General features: G+C 54.2%; 15 protein-coding genes. 6 read left to right on the plus strand and 9 right to left on the minus strand.

All coding sequences use genetic code 11. From position 1 onward, the window contains the following. Positions 1–25: 25 nt before the first annotated feature. The 7 genes from AMM48_RS12800 to AMM48_RS12830 all read right to left on the minus strand — a co-directional run bounded on the left by AMM48_RS12800 (position 26) and on the right by AMM48_RS12830 (position 8348). Entirely contained in the window at positions 26–250 is a 225-nt protein-coding gene (locus tag AMM48_RS12800; RefSeq protein WP_022731590.1) for a F0F1 ATP synthase subunit C, read from the minus strand. A 60-nt stretch (positions 251–310) separates the two neighbouring features. Continuing rightward, positions 311–1033, minus strand: coding sequence for a F0F1 ATP synthase subunit A (locus AMM48_RS12805; RefSeq protein ID WP_022731591.1), 723 nt, complete (start codon positions 1031–1033; stop codon positions 311–313). A gap of 34 nt (positions 1034–1067) precedes the next feature. Further along, positions 1068–1424, minus strand: a complete 357-nt coding sequence (locus AMM48_RS22395) for an AtpZ/AtpI family protein (RefSeq protein ID WP_028791436.1) — start codon at positions 1422–1424, stop codon at positions 1068–1070. 445 nt (positions 1425–1869) lie between these two features. Continuing rightward, entirely contained in the window at positions 1870–3219 is a 1350-nt protein-coding gene (locus AMM48_RS12815; RefSeq protein ID WP_102784359.1) for a class I SAM-dependent methyltransferase, read from the minus strand. A gap of 65 nt (positions 3220–3284) precedes the next feature. Beyond that, positions 3285–6818 carry a chromosome segregation protein SMC gene (gene smc, locus AMM48_RS12820; protein ID WP_102784360.1) on the minus strand — a complete coding sequence of 1178 codons (3534 nt, stop codon included), beginning with the start codon at positions 6816–6818 and terminating at the stop codon, positions 3285–3287. Positions 6819–6894: 76 nt separating this feature from the next. Next, a complete protein-coding gene (locus AMM48_RS12825; protein WP_102784361.1) occupies positions 6895–7491 on the minus strand; it encodes a thioredoxin domain-containing protein in 597 nt (198 codons plus the stop codon). Between the two features lie 233 nt (positions 7492–7724). After that, positions 7725–8348 (minus strand): DciA family protein, encoded by a 624-nt coding sequence (locus AMM48_RS12830; protein ID WP_102784362.1) that lies wholly within the window; start codon positions 8346–8348, stop codon positions 7725–7727. Positions 8349–8417: 69 nt separating this feature from the next. Between AMM48_RS12830 and mutY the strand changes: the two genes are divergently transcribed. Then, a complete protein-coding gene (mutY, locus tag AMM48_RS12835; RefSeq protein WP_102784363.1) occupies positions 8418–9491 on the plus strand; it encodes an A/G-specific adenine glycosylase in 1074 nt (357 codons plus the stop codon). Positions 9492–9585: 94 nt separating this feature from the next. On the opposite strand, the gene AMM48_RS12840 is transcribed toward mutY, so the two are convergent. Together AMM48_RS12840 and AMM48_RS12845 are read right to left on the minus strand one after the other, a co-directional pair. Beyond that, positions 9586–9795 carry a hypothetical protein gene (locus AMM48_RS12840; RefSeq protein WP_244271221.1) on the minus strand — a complete coding sequence of 70 codons (210 nt, stop codon included), beginning with the start codon at positions 9793–9795 and terminating at the stop codon, positions 9586–9588. A 140-nt stretch (positions 9796–9935) separates the two neighbouring features. Next, a complete protein-coding gene (locus AMM48_RS12845) occupies positions 9936–11036 on the minus strand; it encodes a site-specific DNA-methyltransferase (protein WP_022731599.1) in 1101 nt (366 codons plus the stop codon). A gap of 477 nt (positions 11037–11513) precedes the next feature. Between AMM48_RS12845 and AMM48_RS12850 the strand changes: the two genes are divergently transcribed. The 5 genes from AMM48_RS12850 (at position 11514) to AMM48_RS12870 (ending at position 17620) form a co-directional block, all read left to right on the plus strand. Beyond that, complete coding sequence (locus AMM48_RS12850) at positions 11514–12521, plus strand: BMP family protein (protein WP_102784365.1); 1008 nt, start codon at positions 11514–11516, stop codon at positions 12519–12521. 125 nt (positions 12522–12646) lie between these two features. Next, positions 12647–14257: an ABC transporter ATP-binding protein gene (locus AMM48_RS12855; protein ID WP_102784366.1), complete on the plus strand. Its 1611-nt coding sequence runs from the start codon at positions 12647–12649 to the stop codon at positions 14255–14257. After that, positions 14254–15324, plus strand: coding sequence for an ABC transporter permease (locus AMM48_RS12860; protein ID WP_102784367.1), 1071 nt, complete (start codon positions 14254–14256; stop codon positions 15322–15324). Before AMM48_RS12855 ends, AMM48_RS12860 begins: the two co-directional genes overlap by 4 nt. Before the next feature lie 11 nt (positions 15325–15335). After that, positions 15336–16277 (plus strand): ABC transporter permease, encoded by a 942-nt coding sequence (locus tag AMM48_RS12865; RefSeq protein WP_022731603.1) that lies wholly within the window; start codon positions 15336–15338, stop codon positions 16275–16277. Positions 16278–16330: 53 nt separating this feature from the next. Beyond that, positions 16331–17620, plus strand: a complete 1290-nt coding sequence (locus AMM48_RS12870; protein ID WP_102784368.1) for an amidohydrolase family protein — start codon at positions 16331–16333, stop codon at positions 17618–17620. Positions 17621–17681 lie beyond the last annotated feature (61 nt).

A 17681-nucleotide genomic window follows, 5' to 3' on the forward strand; every position in this document is an offset into this window, starting at 1 on the left:
CGAGTATTCGCTCAAAAGGCGCCGATTATACGAAGAGAACGATCAGCGCAACGACAAGTGCGAAAAGCGCAATAGCTTCGGTAACGGCAAAACCGATCCAGCCATAAAGTTCTACATCAGCTTTGGCAGCCGGGTTACGGCCAACAGTGGCAATCAGGCTTGACCAGATGTTACCGACACCGATACCGGCACCAATCATACCAATAGCAGCCAGGCCAGCACCGATCATCTTTGCAGCATCGAGTTCCATAACTTCACCCTTTCGAATTTCTTAAAGGCAATCAGAAGAGATCACACCAAACCACACACATCAGTGCATGTGGATTGCATCATGGAGATAGATGCAGGTGAGAATTGTGAACACATAAGCCTGAAGCGCAGCAATGCCGAACTCCAGAACAGTAATCCCCGTCAGAAGAGCAAACGGAAGCACGCCAAGAATGCCAATCAGGCCGACGAACCCACCGATAACCTTCAGCATGATGTGGCCAACTGTCATATTTGCAAACAGTCGGATCGCCAAGCTGAACGGACGAGAGAAATAGGAGATGATTTCAATCGGGATCAAAATGATCGCGGTCGCAATCGGCGCGCCTTCCGGGAAGAACATCCGGAAGTAATGCGTACCATGACGCATAAAGCCGATGACCGTCACACCAATGAAAATCACCAGAGCCAGCGCGAAGTTAACCGCGATGTGGCTCGTAAAAGTAAAGCTGTGCGGGATCATGCCAAGCAGGTTCCCGAACATCACAAACATGAAAAGCGTGAAAATGAACGGGAAATACTTACGTCCCGCACTTCCAACGTTGTCTTTGAGCATATTGGCGACGAACTCATACATCACCTCGGCAGCACCCTGCCAGCGTCCGGGAACCAATGCACCACGACGCATAGACATCGTCATGAAGCACGTTACCAGAACGGCTGCGATCACCATCCAAAGTGCGGAGTTGGTGAAGGAAACGTCAATACCGCCAACCGAAAGATCGGCCAATGGTTTGATTTCAAACTGCTCTAGCGGTCCAGCCACCGTAATCCTCGCTCAATATTATAAGGTTTCGAGGTTAATCCTCGTCGCCCTGCTTGCTGCGCTCCCTCATCGCACGCCCCAGTCCGACAGCACTGTCGTATCCTTTGGCAACGCGATAAGCGTTTAAACCTCCAGCTCCTGCTCCGAGAAAGACAAACAGAACAATAAGCCAAGGCGTCGTATCAAGCACCCGATCCAGCGCCCAGCCAATCAGCAAACCAACAAGAACCGCAGCGATCATTTCCGCCGAAATCCTCATGCCGATTGCCATCCCTTGGGATGGTTTACCAGTCGCCCGGTTCGGGCTGTGCTTTTCTTCGCGTTTGTGCGCGACTGCCGAAAGCTTCGTTTCAAGCTCTTCTAATGAAGCGCGATCTTTGTCATCGCTCATTGTCGTGAACCCCGCTTTAGCAGCCTTGCAAACGTCGCAAGGAAATGCGCGGGCAACATACTTAGCACCCCATGGGCTGTCAAGCTGTAAAACCCCACCCGACAGGGCACTCAATAAACCACCTAAACATATGAAAAATAAAGATTAAACCAGCACAATGTGAAGGAAAACACATTTGACGTTAGGCGATAGTTGCAGACGATTATACTGCCCTATCACGGGCGACATCCGCTGCAACCGGCGGTTTTCCTTGTTTCTTACGCATTTAAGCACATTGAGTGCCCAAGATCACAGTTAATCTTAATTTCAATCTATTCGGGCGTTTTCAACCAAAGTGACCGAGATTTCACCCGCTAAAGGCAATTTGAAACCAGACAGTGCGATTTCACCAAGGCCGATTCACCGTCAGCGCACACCGCGCCGGGGCGTCCGATGGACCAGTAATTTACAGCTTACGCACCGAAAGTGTTCTTTGCTGATCAGCCTGTTGCCATCCATTAGGAAGTGCGGCGAGCATCCAGTCGAACTTGTTAAACAAGGCCCAGACAGCGCCAAGGGTGTTTGCGGCAATCTGGTTCATGTCGATGGGTTGGCGATCAAGAATTTCATCGCGCAGAACGGCAATAAGCTGTTCAACCGTTCTGGTCCCATCAAACACAGAAAGCAGCTTTGCCAAATCAGGCCCGCCGGTCAGGTCAATTGCATTCCCGCTGCCATCTTCGATCAAAACCGGCTGCCCCGAAAGCGCGATCAGATCGTCAAAGAACGTCTCGTTCGGCCGGACGAAGAAATAAGGCGCCAAATCTGTATCGGGTAACACACCACTGGCACCTTGTGCATCGTCTGCACCCCCACCTTCGGCCTTGGTCAGATAAAACGCATGCAGTGGCATCGCCCCGCTAAACCGTTCACAGAAGGCCTGCTGATCGCGCAGTGGCTTGGTTGCCAATTCGCGTAAGATACGTTGATCGCGCACAAGGTTTTCGATGGCGTAATGCGCCTTGCCCGTGCCGCCAAAACCAAAGAACCCGGTAAAGGCCGCAACCTTCAATCCGGCCGAGGCGGCAAAGTCATACACCCCGTGAACGTCATAGGCACACTCCACAGGGTGAAGCAGCAAATCGACAATTTCCGGATCGTTTTCAAGCAACCCTTTGATAAAGCCCGGACCGCCGCCCATTTTTAGCAACATGTTGTCGTCGGGAAGGTCGGCCAAAAGTGCTCTGGTCATCGCCAATTGCGCACCCAGATCCTTTTCGGGCAAAAGTGGTGCTACCATTTTGCGCCATTCTGTTACCGCCAGACGCCCATGTTCGCCGTATACCATAACCCCCATCACCCCTTCGGGCTTCAGGACCATGGTCAAATCACGCAGGCCTTCTTCGGGGTCTTCAAGGTGATGCAGCACACCCGCACAATTGATGTAATCAAATCCATCGGGTTTTGACGCGGCAAAGTCGGATATCGTCGCATTGACATAGGTAACGTTTTCAAGCCCGCGTGCCTCGGCGCGCGCACTGGCAACCTTGGTACTGGCAAGCGACGGCTCAAGATAGGTCACCGTACCCCCGGCGTCGCGCAGTTGCTCGGCAAGCCAGATCATGGCATCGCCAGTGCCGCCCCCTGCGACAAGCGCGCGGAAGTTGTCATTGACCACTTTCCGGCCGCCAAAGCCATAGTGATTTACCCGTGAAAGCGTATCCATTGGCGGCATCAACAAACGTTCCTTTTCCTCCCGCGGGTCACGCAGCGGGTAGGGAAACTGTTCATAAAGTTCGCGGACTTTTTGCGACATGGATGCTCACACCTTTGTAAAATTTTGCAACGGTGTAACATTCATAGCGGCGCTAGGAAAGTAACCTAACTGGTAAAATCAAGCTCGGTTTGTTCTTTCTTGGAATATACTTCTGCCTGATGCAGGTCGACTGAAACCAGCGATGACACGCCGCGTTCGGCCATGGTAACACCAAACAGACGGTTCATGCGGGCCATGGTCATGCGATGGTGAGTAATGACCAAAAAGCGCGTGTTGGCATGACGGCCAATCGCCTCAAGCAACTTACAGAACCGGTCAACGTTGGCGTCATCAAGCGGCGCGTCAACCTCATCAAGCACGCAAATCGGTGCCGGATTGGTTAGGAAGACCGCGAACAAAAGCGCCACCGCGGTCAAGGCCTGCTCCCCACCTGATAGCAACGACAGGTGCTGCAATTTCTTGCCCGGTGGGGATGCCATAATTTCCAGCCCGGCTTCGAGCGGATCATCTGCATCGGTCAACATCAGATGCGCACCACCGCCGCCAAACAGGCGAACAAACAACTGTTGGAAATGTTTGTCGACTTCGTCAAAGGCGACTTTAAGCCGCGCACGTGCTTCGCGGTTCAGCTGATTGATGCCATTGCGTAATTTGTCAATCGCCGCTGTCAGGTCATCGCGTTCAGATACCATGGTATCTTTTTGCTCTTGCATCTCGGCAAGCTCAACTTCAGCCCTGAGGTTAACCGCACCAAGGTTTTCACGTTCACGCGATTGGCGTTGCAGACGCGCGTCAATGTCCCCCTCGCCGGGAAGTTCCTTGGTCAGGTCAATTTCACCCAACTCAACCAATTGGTCTGGCGTCGCATTGATTCGTTCACGAATGCGTTCGATCAAATCGCGACGATGCTGTTCGGCCTGCTCCAGAAGGGCTTCACAGCGCACGCGCCCCTCGCGGGCTTCGGCCAGTTTCTGTTCGGCTTCTTTCAGGTTGACGTCGGCTTCACGCTGAGCATTTTCGGCACGTTGTAATCCGTCGGCCGCCTCCTTACGGGTTTGATCAGAAAGATCAATCCGGTCAGACAGGATCGCGCGGCGTTCTTCGATCTCTTCGGGCTTGAGTTCAAGCTCCTCGATCTCCATCCGGGCTTCTTCCTGACGTTCGCGCAGTTCCGAAACCCGTTCCCCCGCACCCGACGCCCGTTCATTCCAGGATGAAATTTCGTTCTCAACAAATTCAAGACGCTTCCGTCTGCCCGACATATCACGCAGCATGCGATCAAGCTGACTTCTGGCTTCCATCTGATCGGCACGCGCATCGGCCAGATTGGCGCGTTTTTCGATCAGTTCGGCCTTAATTTCCATCAGCCCTTCGCTGCTTTCTTCGGGCAGAGCTGACAGCTCGTTGTATTCAGTGATGACTTCATCAAGGTCTTGTTTTGCACGCTTTTCGGCTTCTTCTGCGTTTTGCAGACGGCCTTCAATCGCGCTGGCATCGCGTTTGATGTTGGCTATTTCTTCGCGGGCACGCGACAGAGTGCCTTCGGCTTCACGCACCGCACGATGGGTTTCCTGTTCGGCAGTACGGGCGGTTTCGATTTCTTCTTCGAGGCGCTCAACATTTTCATTGGCGATTTCTGAACGCTCGCTTGCCGTCTCGACGATGGCCTCGGCTTCTTCAAGTTCGCCACGCAATTCTTCAAGGCGGTTGCGCTGACGCAATCGAACAGCAGCCGGCAATTCTGCCCCCGCCAAAATACGATAGCCATCCCAGCGCCAAAGCGCGCCTTCGCGCGAGACAAGCCGCTGACCTGCCTTCAGGTTTTTAGCCAGCCAATTGCCGGTTGCCTCGTCATCAACAACCCCGATCTGCCATAGACGGCGGTTCAAAAGGGCCGGTGCTTCGACAAACTTGGCAAGAGCAGCGACACCGTCGGGCAAGGCAGGATCATCCGTGGCCGGATCAATCACCGACCAATGCATCGGCGCATCATCGGCATCGGGCGCATCAAGGTCTTCGCCAAGGGCAGCCGCCATTGCCAGTTCAAGACCGCTTTGCACAGAAATATCTTCGATCACGGCGCGGTGTTGCTGATCGGCGTTGCCTTTAAGCAGGCTTTCAAGGGCTTCTATTTCCGCCTGAAGGCGCGACTTTTTGCTTTCAGCATCACGCAGAGCATCCCGGGCGTCGTTTTCAGCCGTTTTCAGATTGTCTTCTCGGTCGCGCAATTCGGCCAAGCGCATTTCGGCTTCTTCGGTTGCCATTTTGCGCTGCTCACACAGCTCTTCGCACTCTTCAAGATGCATGCTTGCTTCTTCAAGGGCCTCGTCAAAATCTGCTTCGATGCGAATATCATCAAGTTTGGCAACGGCTTCGTCATGGCGCTCGGTCAGGCGATTGCGCCGTCCATTGAGTTCACCAAGACGTTGCTGAACCGATTTCAGGCGTGCTTCTTCGTCGGCAACCTTACTGGTCAGGGCTTCGGCCTCGGCTTCAAGCTCTTCGACAAACAGCGCCTTTTCAGCAGCCGTTTCCTTGGCCATATCAAGCTCGTCGTCCTCACCACCCTGCGCATCACGCAGTTCTTCGCCCTCGGCTTTCAACTTCTCAAGCGCGCCATGTGCATCGCTTGCCAGTTCGGCTTCGCGCGATAGATCGGCATCAATTTGCTGAATGCGTCCACGCAGCTGGCTCATCTGGGTTTCGATCTGCGCCTTGTCTTTATCCAGACCTTCACGCTCGATCAAAAGGCGTTGCAGGGCGGCGGCCGCATCGGCTTCTTTTTTGCGAAGGTCGGGCAGACTTGCGGCAATATGGGCCTGAACGGTGGTGGCTTCGGTGACTGACGATGTCAGGTCACGCACGGCACTTTCACCGGCCACCAGCACTTCGCGGGCGTCTTCCTGACGTTTCTGCGCGTCCGTCCACCGGATATGAAACAGCAGTGCTTCGGTCTGGCGGATGCCGATGCTGAGTTTGCGATATCGTTCGGCCTGTCGGGCCTGTTTTTGCAAGGATGCAATTTGCCCGTCCAGGGTCACAAGGACATCTTCAAGCCGTTCAAGGTTCTGTTCGGCATTTTTCAGTCGAAGTTCGGCTTCGTGACGGCGCGAATGCAGGCCGGTAATCCCGGCGGCTTCTTCCAAAATCAGGCGGCGCTGACTTGGTTTTGCACCAATCAGCGCACCGATTTTACCCTGAGACACCATGGCTGTGGACCGCGCACCGGTCGCGGCATCGGCAAACAGCAATTGCACATCGCGCGCCCGCACATCCTTGCCATTTACCCGGTAATTTGATCCGCCACCGCGTTCAATACGCCGTGTGACTTCGAGCATTTCGAAATCGTTGAACATGGCGGGGGCTTTGCGTTCGCTGTTATCAAGCGTCACGCTAACTTCGGCCACGTTGCGCGCAGGTCGCGACGATGTCCCGCCAAAAATAACGTCGGACATGTCCGAACCACGCATTTGCTTGGCCGAGGTTTCCCCCATGACCCAACGCAGCGCTTCGACAAGATTGGATTTGCCACAGCCGTTCGGGCCGACAACACCTGTCAGCCCGTCTTCAACCAGAAGATCTGTTGAATCGACGAAGGATTTGAACCCCGTCAGCCGTAACGATTTAAACTGGACCAATCATGTCCCCCGGTCCGCACCTTTTGCCCCTGTCGCCGGACACCGTCCCAGACGGCACCCGGCAGATCTTATTTTATCAGTCGATAAGGTCTTCGACTTTGTCGATAAAGAATTCAGCTTCACGTGCACCAGCAATGGTTTCACCATCAATGATAAAGCTTGGCGTGGATGAAACACTGTATTCCTGCTCACCCCTCATGCGCGATGCAACAATCGCGTCAATCATGGCTTCGTCGGCCAGACACGCATCCACCGCATCGCCGTTCATGCCGCCAAACCGCACAACCTGTTTGATACCCTCAATCGGGTCTTCCGAACGGGCCCAGGTCATCTGCGATTTAAACAGCATGCTCAAAACACCGAAATAACGGTCATCACCGGCACACTGCGCAACGGCTGCCGCGCGAAGGGCGATACCATCAAGCGGGTAATCACGGAAAATCATTTTCGCCTTGCCGGTATCAATCAGCTTTTCCTTGATTTCAGGCAGGACTTCATTGTGGAACGCAGCACAGTGCGGACAGGTCAAAGAAGCATATTCAATAATCGTCACTGGCGCATCGGCATCGCCCAGAACATGTTCTTTCCATTCTGCTGCCTGTGACGGTTGTGCGTTAACAACGCCGAGCGCCAACAAAAACGCGCCAGCAAAAAACTTAACTGCCTTTAGCAAGGAAACCTCCGTTAAAACAAAGTTTTGTGATTACAAGCCTGTTGCAGCGCGGGAGTCAACACGCGCGCCAAAACAGCTATCGCACCAACGAGTCGCCAAGCTGCCGGGAAAATGCGGCAACTCCGTGATCGTACATTCCAATAAAATGATTCGATATCTTCCGACGGGCCCAATGCCCATCGCGTGTCAAAACAGATCGCCTGTTTGGGACGGATCGTCCTGTTTGTGCAAGGTTATTTTTTGCCATCCTTGGGCCGAAGACCACCGGTTGCCCCGGCGATGTGACGCCCAAGCCGGGTCAGGACTTCGCGCAAATGCGGATCTTCGATTTTGGCGATGTTGATTTCACTGGCCCGGGCAATATTGCCTTCGGGAACGGATGTCGGCGTATGAACCGTGCGCTCAGGGCGCGATATATCGCCTTGCATCATTTTGATCCGTTCAACAGCACGATACCCGAAATAGGTATTCACCCGATCAATGATCTGGGGCATGCGGTGTTGAAGCTCGATCGCGACCGGGCCGCTGACCCGGATGACCAATGTCCCGCCACCGGCATTTTCGCCGCGTGGCTGGATATATTTGACCGGCATCGTGAATTTTTCCAAATCACGTCCGACGATTTCAGCCCAATGCAGGATAATTTCAGTTTGGAAAAAACCGCGCTTACGCACCAAGGGACGTGTTAGGTTGCCGACAAGCGGCGCCACATTGCGAAGGCCATTGCGCCGTTCAGAACTGCCCATCGGGGTGATATTCTGTCTCTTTTTGATGGCGTTTTTTGCCGCCACGTCGCCCGACACCTGATCCGCTCGGGACCCTGCATTCGTATCGGTGATATCTTTTTTCTTGCTCACGCCCGCTTCTTTCGTAGGGTCAGATCAAAATTACCCGTCATTCAACCCGCAACATAACACGGGAACGCCGTGCATTTCACCAATCAGGAAATACATCGCCTCAACCGCAGCATGCTTGAATGGTATGATCGCCATCATCGCACCCTGCCGTGGCGATCAGAGCCGGGCGATTTGCCCAATCCATATCATGTATGGCTCAGCGAAATTATGCTGCAACAAACCACCGTGCAAACGGTGGGTCCGTATTTTCATGCGTTTTTGCAGCGCTGGCCGACTGTCACCGACCTTGCCCGTGCTGAACTTGATGATGTTCTGCATGGTTGGCAAGGGCTTGGCTACTATGCCCGGGCGCGCAATCTGCATAAGTGCGCCAAAGTTGTCGCAAACGACCATAACGGCGTCTTCCCCGATACCGAGGAAGGCTTGCTCAAATTGCCCGGTATTGGCCCCTATACCGCCTGCGCGGTTGCCGCCATTGCCTTTAACCGTCATGCGAGTCCGGTCGATGGCAATATCGAACGGGTGATTTCGCGGTTGTTCGCGCTTGAAACCCCGCTCCCCGATGTAAAGCCGGAAATTAAGGAAAAATCATCAGCCCTGACCCCGTCAGACCGACCGGGCGATTATGCTCAGGCGCTGATGGATTTGGGCGCGACCATCTGCACCCCGCGCAATCCGGCCTGTGGCATCTGCCCATGGCAAGCCGATTGCGAAGGCCGCAAATCAGGCATCGCCCCCGACCTTCCCAAAAAACGTAAAAAGGCTGCCAAACCAACGCGGGTTGGCTATGCATTCTGGATACGCCGCGAAGATGACGGTCGCATTCTGGTCCGGCGTCGCCCGGAAAAAGGATTGCTGGGGGGGCTTTATGAGGTTCCGGGCAGTGACTGGCGCGCCATTGAGGTCCCCGACGACGTCATGCTGTCCGAAGCGCCGATAACGGCAAAATGGTCAGAACTTGAAGGTACTGTCGGGCATACCTTTACCCATTTTCACCTGAACGTCAGCGTTCTGGCCACGACCCTGCCCGCTGATCAGGCTGACCAGATGGACGGCAGTTGGACAACCATTGACGGGTTGGCCGATTTTGCCCTGCCGACCGTGATGAAAAAAATTGTTCGACATGCGCTGACGTATCGTTAGACCCCGCGATCGAATATGTCTTTGACGCAACCAAAACAAAGGCCCGTGGTTTTACCCACGGGCCTTTGTTGTTTTGTAAACTTGCTCGGCGCGGTCAGGCGTAGATATCGATAACCTGTCCTCGGCCCTCAGTGGGCGTTGGCGCAGCCTGTTGCGAAGTTTCTGCTTCTGCTGTTTGCTCGACACGTTGTGACGATGGGGACTGCAAGTCATTGCCGCCGGTTTCAGCAATCGGTGCTGTCGCCTGCTGAATTTGGATTGGGTTTGGTGCGTATCCTGCACCACCTACTGGTCCTGCCTGCATTCTCGCCTCCATCTATCCTTACGGATAAGTTCAAGACCTAAGATATAACAACTTTCGCCTGAAAATGCAAAAGCCGACGTGTTTTTAAACCACGTCGGCTTTTAGGCATCATAGATTTAATCGGGAATTCCCGATCAGGATCAGGCGGGGACCTGACCCATTTCCTTGCGAAGCTGACTGCGCAGATTGTCGATTGAAACCAATCGGCCATCACATTTGTAATGCCAATAAGTCCAACCATTACAAGCTTCTGCGCCTTGAACACGTGCACCAATTTGATGGATGGAACCCGCATTATCCTTATGACTGATGGAGCCATCAGCACGGACCATCGCGGCAACATTGCCACGGTTGTCATAAATTTTCTCGCCCGGCGACAGCAGGCCACGTTCGATCACAGCCCCGAACGGAATCCGCGGCAAAGAGCGTTTCGACTCGGTAACTTCAAGGCTGTCACCGTCAAGCATCTGCACCTTGGCAATCCGTTCACGGGCGGCCTCGGCATAGGTTTCTTCGCGCTCCAGCCCGATGAAGTGACGTCCAAGGCGGCGTGCAGCAGCCCCCGTCGTCCCTGTCCCAAAGAACGGATCAAGCACCACATCGCCCTGACGGGTGGTTGCCAACAAAACACGTTGCAACAACGCTTCGGGTTTCTGGGTCGGGTGGACTTTCTTACCGTTATCGTCTTTGAGACGTTCCGAGCCAGAGCAAATCGGCATCAACCAGTCTGAGCGCATCTGCAGGCCTTCATTAAGCTGCTTCATCGCTTCGTAATTGAACGTAATTGCCTTTTGCTCTTCGCTTTTGGAACACCACAGAAGCGTCTCATGCGCATTGCAGAACCGCTTACCGCGGAAATTCGGCATCGGGTTGGTTTTGCGCCAGACAATGTCATTGAGGATCCAGTACCCAATGTCCTGAAGCGTATTACCAACACGATAAATGTTGTGGTACGAACCGATCACCCAAATCGCACCGGTGTCTTTAAGCACACGGCGCGCTGCTGTCAGCCAGTCACGGGTAAACTCGTCATAGTGACGGAAACTGTCAAACTGGTCCCAGTGATCATCGACCGCATCAACCTTGGAGTTGTTCGGACGCAAAAGATCACCGCCAAGCTGAAGATTGTAGGGCGGGTCGGCGAAGATCAGATCAACGGATTTCTCCGGCAGGCTGTTCATCATTTCGATGCAGTCGCCAACCAGAACCTGATCAAGTGGTAAAGATGTCTTTTTTGTCATGATGCCTTCTAGGTTCCCCCTTGAAACTTGACCAAAGCATCAACCCAAATAGTTAATGAAAGAGTTAACCGACTCCGAAATTTTTCAAGGATTCGCATTGTGTTAGAAAGTGCGTTGACTGTTTAGACAATCTTAACCGGTCTGCTTCAAAAACCGGAAGATTTTGGATCGTGTGCCGCCGAGGCGTCTTTCACCGGTCAGACCGGTCGGACTCCGCAGAATAGCCCCCCTCATTGCCGTGCAAAACATTCATTCAGAACAATGCCCATCATCTTAAAGACGTAAGGCCATAGCCTTCTGCACGCCAGACACATCCTCAAAACTGAATGTCATCCCAAATACTTAGCGTAACAGGCGAAAACTGACCGTTTGGACAGAACTTGCCTTGCCTCTTTTCTGATCGCGTATACAATCTGCTCACAAACTGACCATAAAAGTTGAACTTCGCACAACGGCAATAACCTTCAGGGGGACATAATGAAGTCTGGTACATTCGGCCTTTCCCGCCGTGCACTGCTTTCGGCCATGGTGGCCGCAGCAGCGGTGGTGTCATTTGGCTTTGGCGCGCCGGCACAGGCTGCCGATCCGATCAAGGTTTCGGCGATCTATACCGTTCCAGTCGAACAGCAGTGGGTTTCACGTATCCACAAGGCGCTGAACGCAGCCCAGGAACGTGGTGACATTTCCTATGAATTTTCGGAAAACGTTGCCAATACCGATTATGAGCGCGTCATGCGCGAATATGCCGAAAATGGCTCCAACCTGATTTTGGGGGAAGTTTTCGGTGTTGAACGTGCGGCCCGCAAGGTTGCCGCCCAGTATCCTGAAACCGCCTTTTTGATGGGATCAAGCTTCGGCCCGGAAGGCGAAAACTTCTCGGTCTTTGACAACTACATCCACGAGCCGAGCTATTTGGTTGGCATGGCGGCCGGTGCAGCCACCAAAACCAACAAAATCGGCATGGTCGGTGGTTTTGCCATCCCGGAAGTAAACCGCCTGATGAATGCCTTCATGGAAGGTGCCAAATCGGTCAATCCGGATGTTGAATTCATGGTGACCTTCATCAACAGCTGGTACGATCCGCCCAAGGCCAAAGAAGCATCCTTTGCCATGATCGATAAAGGTGCCGACATCATGTACGCCGAACGCTTTGGCGTTTCCGATGCCGCCAAGGAACGCGATATCCTTGCCGTTGGCAACGTGATCGACACCGCGGCGGATTACCCGTCGACCATTCTGGGCTCGGCCCTTTGGCACATGGAAGCCACCGTTGACCACGCGATTGAGGCGGTCAAAGCCGGTGAGTTCAAAGCCGAAAATTACGGCAAATTCAGCTACATGGAATATGACGGCGGCAGCGTTGTGCTTGACTCGGCACTTCTGCCCGATGGCACGGTTGCAGACGTCGAGGCCAAGAAAGCTGAAATTCTTGATGGCAAGTTCACCGTCACGGTGAATGACGAAGAACCGAAATCTTCTATGTAAGATTTCCTTAAAATGCAGGGCAGTTCGGTATAAAAGCCGACCTGCCCTTTCTTTTTGGGCCAACAGGCCACGCACCACATTATCGCCCCACAGCGTGACGCATAAAAACCAAACGGATTACCCGGATGTCATCTGCTGCGCACTCATCACATAAAACGTCCCCGGAACTGCTGCTTCAGCTTGCAGGGATTACCAAGAAATTTGGCCCGCTGATCGCCAATGATGCCATCGACCTTACGGTCCATAAGGGCGAAATTGTTGCCCTTCTTGGCGAAAATGGTGCGGGCAAAACCACATTGATGAACATCCTGTTTGGCCATTATGTCGCCGATGAAGGCACCGTCACGGTCACCAATCGCGATGGCAATCTTGAACAGCTTGAACCCGGCGCACCGCAAGCTGCCCTTGATGCCGGGATCGGCATGGTTCATCAGCATTTCACCTTGGCGGAAAACCTGTCGGGGCTCGATAACATTGTCCTTGGCACCGAACCGATTTTCAGACTGCGGCGCGACCGGACGGCGGCGCGCGCCAAGCTGGCGGATCTGATGTCGGGATCAGGCTTGAATGTCGATCTTGATCAGCCAGTGCACAAACTGACCGTCGGCGAAAAGCAGCGCGTTGAAATCCTAAAGGCGCTCTATCGCGACGCGCGCCTGCTGGTTCTCGATGAACCCACCGCGGTTCTGACCCCGCAAGAAGCCGATAGCCTGTTTGTCATCTTGCGCCAACTGGCCGCAACCGGCCTTGCGGTCATCATCATTGCCCATAAACTGGCCGAAGTCCTTGCCGTGTCACACCGCATTGCGGTTTTGCGCGGCGGTAAAAAAGTCGGTGAAATGCAAACCAGCGATGCCGATCATCGCTCAATTGCCGAACTGATGGTCGGTCGCGAGGTCCCGGTCAGCCGCCGCACCGAACGCGCACCGGGTGCGCCTGTGTTGCGGCTGTCAGATGTGACGATTGATCGTGGCGATGCCCGCCGATCACTTCATGGTGTAAGCCTGACCGCCTGCGAAGGTGAAATTCTTGGCATTGCTGGCGTATCGGGCAATGGGCAAGCCGCACTGGCACAATTGCTTGCTGGTCTTGATAAACCCGATAGCGGCACTGTCGAGATTTTTGAAGCAATCGTTACAAAATTCGATGCCCATCAATTTGCCCAGAACGGCATTGCCCGTATCCCCGAAGACCGCCATCACGATGGCATGGTCGGATCGATGACAGTTGCCGAGAACATCGCCATCGAAGATGTCCGGTCAAAGGATTACCAAAAATTCGGCTTCCTTGATTTTGCCGCCATTCGCAAACGCGCCGAACAGGCAATCAAGGATTACGATGTACGTTGCCCCGGCCCGGACGCATCGGCAAGATTGCTGTCAGGTGGCAACATCCAGAAGCTTATTCTGGCCCGGGTCTTGGAAAAATCACCAAAACTGATTTTGGCCAATCAGCCGTCACGCGGCCTCGACGTTGGCGCACAGTCCGAAGTCCATCGTCGCCTGCTTGAAGCACGGCAAAACGGGGCTGCCGTCATTCTGATTTCCGAAGATTTGGACGAACTTTTGACGATCTCAGACCAGATTGCCGTTATTCACGCCGGACATCTTTCATCAGCCATTCCAACCGATGCCATTGACCGATCCGAGCTTGGCCTGATGATGGCTGGACAAACCAAAGCCGACGCCCAACAAGCACCGATCAGCAACACCATCCATCAGGGAGAAACGCCATGATCCGGTTCGAACCCAGATCCAATCCCGGCCCGATCCTTGTCTATGGTGTTCCGGTTTTCGCTGCCGTCTTTGCCATCCTGCTTGCGGCTATTCCACTGGCCTTGGCAGGCGCGCCGATTATTGAGGCCTATGGCCTAATGATCAGTGGCGCATTTGGTTCGGTCTTTTCGATTTCCGAAATGCTGACCCGTGCCACACCCTTGATCCTGACCGGACTTGCGGCTGCCATCGCGTTTCGCGCCAAGCTTTGGAACATAGGTGCCGAAGGACAACTTTACATGGGGGCCATGGCCGCCGTTGTCGTTGGAACCGGTGTGATTGACGGGCCAAGTTGGGTCATGATCCCGGTGATTATGATTGCCGGGGCGCTCGCCGGGGCCTTGATGCTGATCGGGCCAACCTTGCTTAAAACCCGGCTTGGCGTTGATGAAGTGGTCACCACGCTTCTTTTGAACTTCATTGTTCTGCTATTTGTTCAGATGATGCTGGAAGGGGCTTTGAAAGACCCGATGTCGATGGGCTGGCCACAGTCCGAGCCGATCATCGACAGTGCCATTTTGCCCCCGCTTCTGGAACGCATGCGCGTACATTTGGGGCTGATCATTGCGCTGGTTGCCGCAAGTGGCTTGGCGGTTTTCGTTAAACGAACTGTGTGGGGATTTGAAATCCGTGCAGTCGGTGAAAACTCTGCTGCGGCAAAGTTTTCAGGCATTTCAGTGACCAAAACCATGATCCTCGTCGCCGCCCTTTCCGGCGGTTTGGCCGGGCTGGCTGGGGTTTCCGAAGTTGCCGGGACGCGTGGTTATCTCGCAACGGACCTGTCACCGGGATATGGCTATGCCGGGATTGTTGTTGCCATGTTGGCGCGCCTGTCGCCCGTGGGGGTGATTATATCGGCACTTTTCGTTGCATCGGTATTTGTCGGGGCCGATTCCATGAGCCGGGCGATTGGTGTTTCAAGCTATTTGGCCGATCTGATTGTTGCGATGTCGTTGCTGTGTGTTTTGATCGGCGGATTTTTGACCCGGTTTAAAGTCCGGTTCGACCGCAAAAAGACAGCCGGTTAAGGGGAAAAGACATGGAAATCATTGATATCCTTTTGGCCGCAAGTTTTTGGGAAGCCGCCATTCGCATCGCCACTCCGCTGATTTTCGGTGTTTTGGGCGCACTTGTTTGCGAACGGGCCGGTGTATTGAACCTTGGGATCGAGGGCATTTTTACCGCTGGTGCCATGGCGGGCTGGATGGCCGTTTGGCTGGGGGCTGGCCTATGGGGCGGGGTTTTGGTTGCCGCCCTTGCCGGGGGATTTTTCGGACTGATCCACGCGATCCTGACCGTACCGCTTGGCCTGAGCCAGCATGTATCGGGCATCGGGGTGACGTTACTTGCGACCAGTCTGTCGTATTTCACCTATCGCACCGCATTGCCCGATGTGTCATCGCCACCGCGGATCATCCCGTTTCAGCCGCTTGATATCCCGATACTGTCTGACTTGCCGTTTATCGGGCAGGCTTTATTTTCACAAACCGCGATGACGATGCTGGCCCTTGTGCTGGTGTTTGTCACCGGCTGGGTTTTGTATCGCACCCCGCTTGGCCTCGCGATCCGTGCCGTTGGTGACAACCCGTCATCGGTTGAAGCCCAGGGACTTTCGGTTTACGGATTGCGCATTGGTGCTGTTGTGGTCGGCTCGGCCATGATGGCGCTGGGCGGCGCCTTTTTGACCATGTCGGCCTTTGACGCATTTTTCTTTGGTATGATCAATGGTCGCGGCTGGGTCTGTATTGCGCTGACCGTCTTTGCCAGCTGGCGACCGGGTAAGGCGCTTATCGGCGCATTGCTGTTTGGCGCATTTGACGCGTTTCAGGTCCGCCTCCAAACCGAAGTCGGCGCGTTTTTCCCATCGCAAGTGTTCTTGATGATGCCCTATATCCTCTCGATCATTGCGCTGATCGTGGTTGCACGCAAAGCTGATTACCCCAAGGCGCTTTTGGTCCCCTGGTTCAAGGGGCAGCGCTGATCTGACAGCAGACCTCAAACCCGATTTCGCCACCACCAACCAAGGACGACACCATGCAGCCCGATCTGATCCTAAAAAATGCCAATATCGCCAATGGTGCAACGGGCGTTGATATCGCAGTTGTCGATGGCAAAATCGCCGAGATCAGTGAAAATCTTGATGTCCCTGCGCTTGAGGTGATTGATTGCGGCGGCATGCTCGTCAGCCCGCCCTTTGTCGACAGCCATTTCCACATGGATGCGACGCTGTCGCTTGGCCTGCCGCGCATGAATGAGTCTGGCACCCTTCTTGAAGGCATCGCACTTTGGGGGGAACTTAAACCGCTTTTGACCCCCGAAGCTGTTATAGAACGCGCTCTTAAATACTGCGATCTTGCCGTATCAAAGGGCCTGCTTGCGATCCGGACCCATGTTGATGTCTGCGATGATCGGTTGTTGGCGGTTGATGCGTTGCTTGACGTCAAAAAGCAGATCGCCCCGTATCTTGATCTGCAATTAGTTGCCTTCCCGCAGGATGGCTATTTCCGAAGTCCAACGGCCAAGCAAAACGTCATCCGCGCGCTTGATAAGGGTGTTGATGTGGTGGGCGGCATTCCGCATTTCGAACGCACCATGGCCGATGGGGCCGCCAGCGTCACAGAGCTTTGCGAAATGGCCGCAGACCGGGGTTTGCGGGTCGATATGCATTGCGATGAAACAGACGACCCGATGTCGCGCCATATTGAAATGCTGGCTTGTGAAACCCAGCGCCTTGGTCTTCAGGGCCGTGTGGCCGGATCGCATCTGACCTCCATGCATTCGATGGATAATTACTATGTATCCAAACTGATCGCCCTGATGGCAGAGGCCGAGGTTTCCGCAATAGCCAACCCGCTGATCAACATCACCATTCAGGGCCGTCATGACACCTATCCCAAACGCCGTGGCATGACCCGTGTGCCGGAATTGCGCAACGCTGGTCTGACCGTTGCCTTTGGCCATGATTGCGTTATGGACCCTTGGTACTCGATGGGGTCGGGGGATATGCTTGAAGTCGCGTCCATGGGGCTTCATGTTGCACAAATGACATCACGCGACGATATCCGGGCCTGCTTTAACGCCGTGACCACCGAACCGGCAAAGATCATGGGGATTGAAGGATACGGTATTGAAGTTGGCAGCAACGCCGATTTTGTCGTCCTGCAAGCCCGCGACACCATCGAAGCCATCCGCATTCGGGCCAATCGCCTATTTGTCATCCGGCGCGGTAAAATCATCGCCGAAACCCCGATGGCACAAACCCGCCTGCATCTGAATGACCGCCCGGACCATGTACGTGAACATGAATATGCACCGACCCTTTGATCCAAAGCCCGGTGATCGACATATCAAGCTGATCGGGGCGTAACCGCCGACCGAATAGAAA

Origin of the sequence: Thalassospira sp. GB04J01 (assembly GCF_000751115.1) — a bacterium.
Classification (GTDB): domain Bacteria; phylum Pseudomonadota; class Alphaproteobacteria; order Rhodospirillales; family Thalassospiraceae; genus Thalassospira; species Thalassospira lucentensis.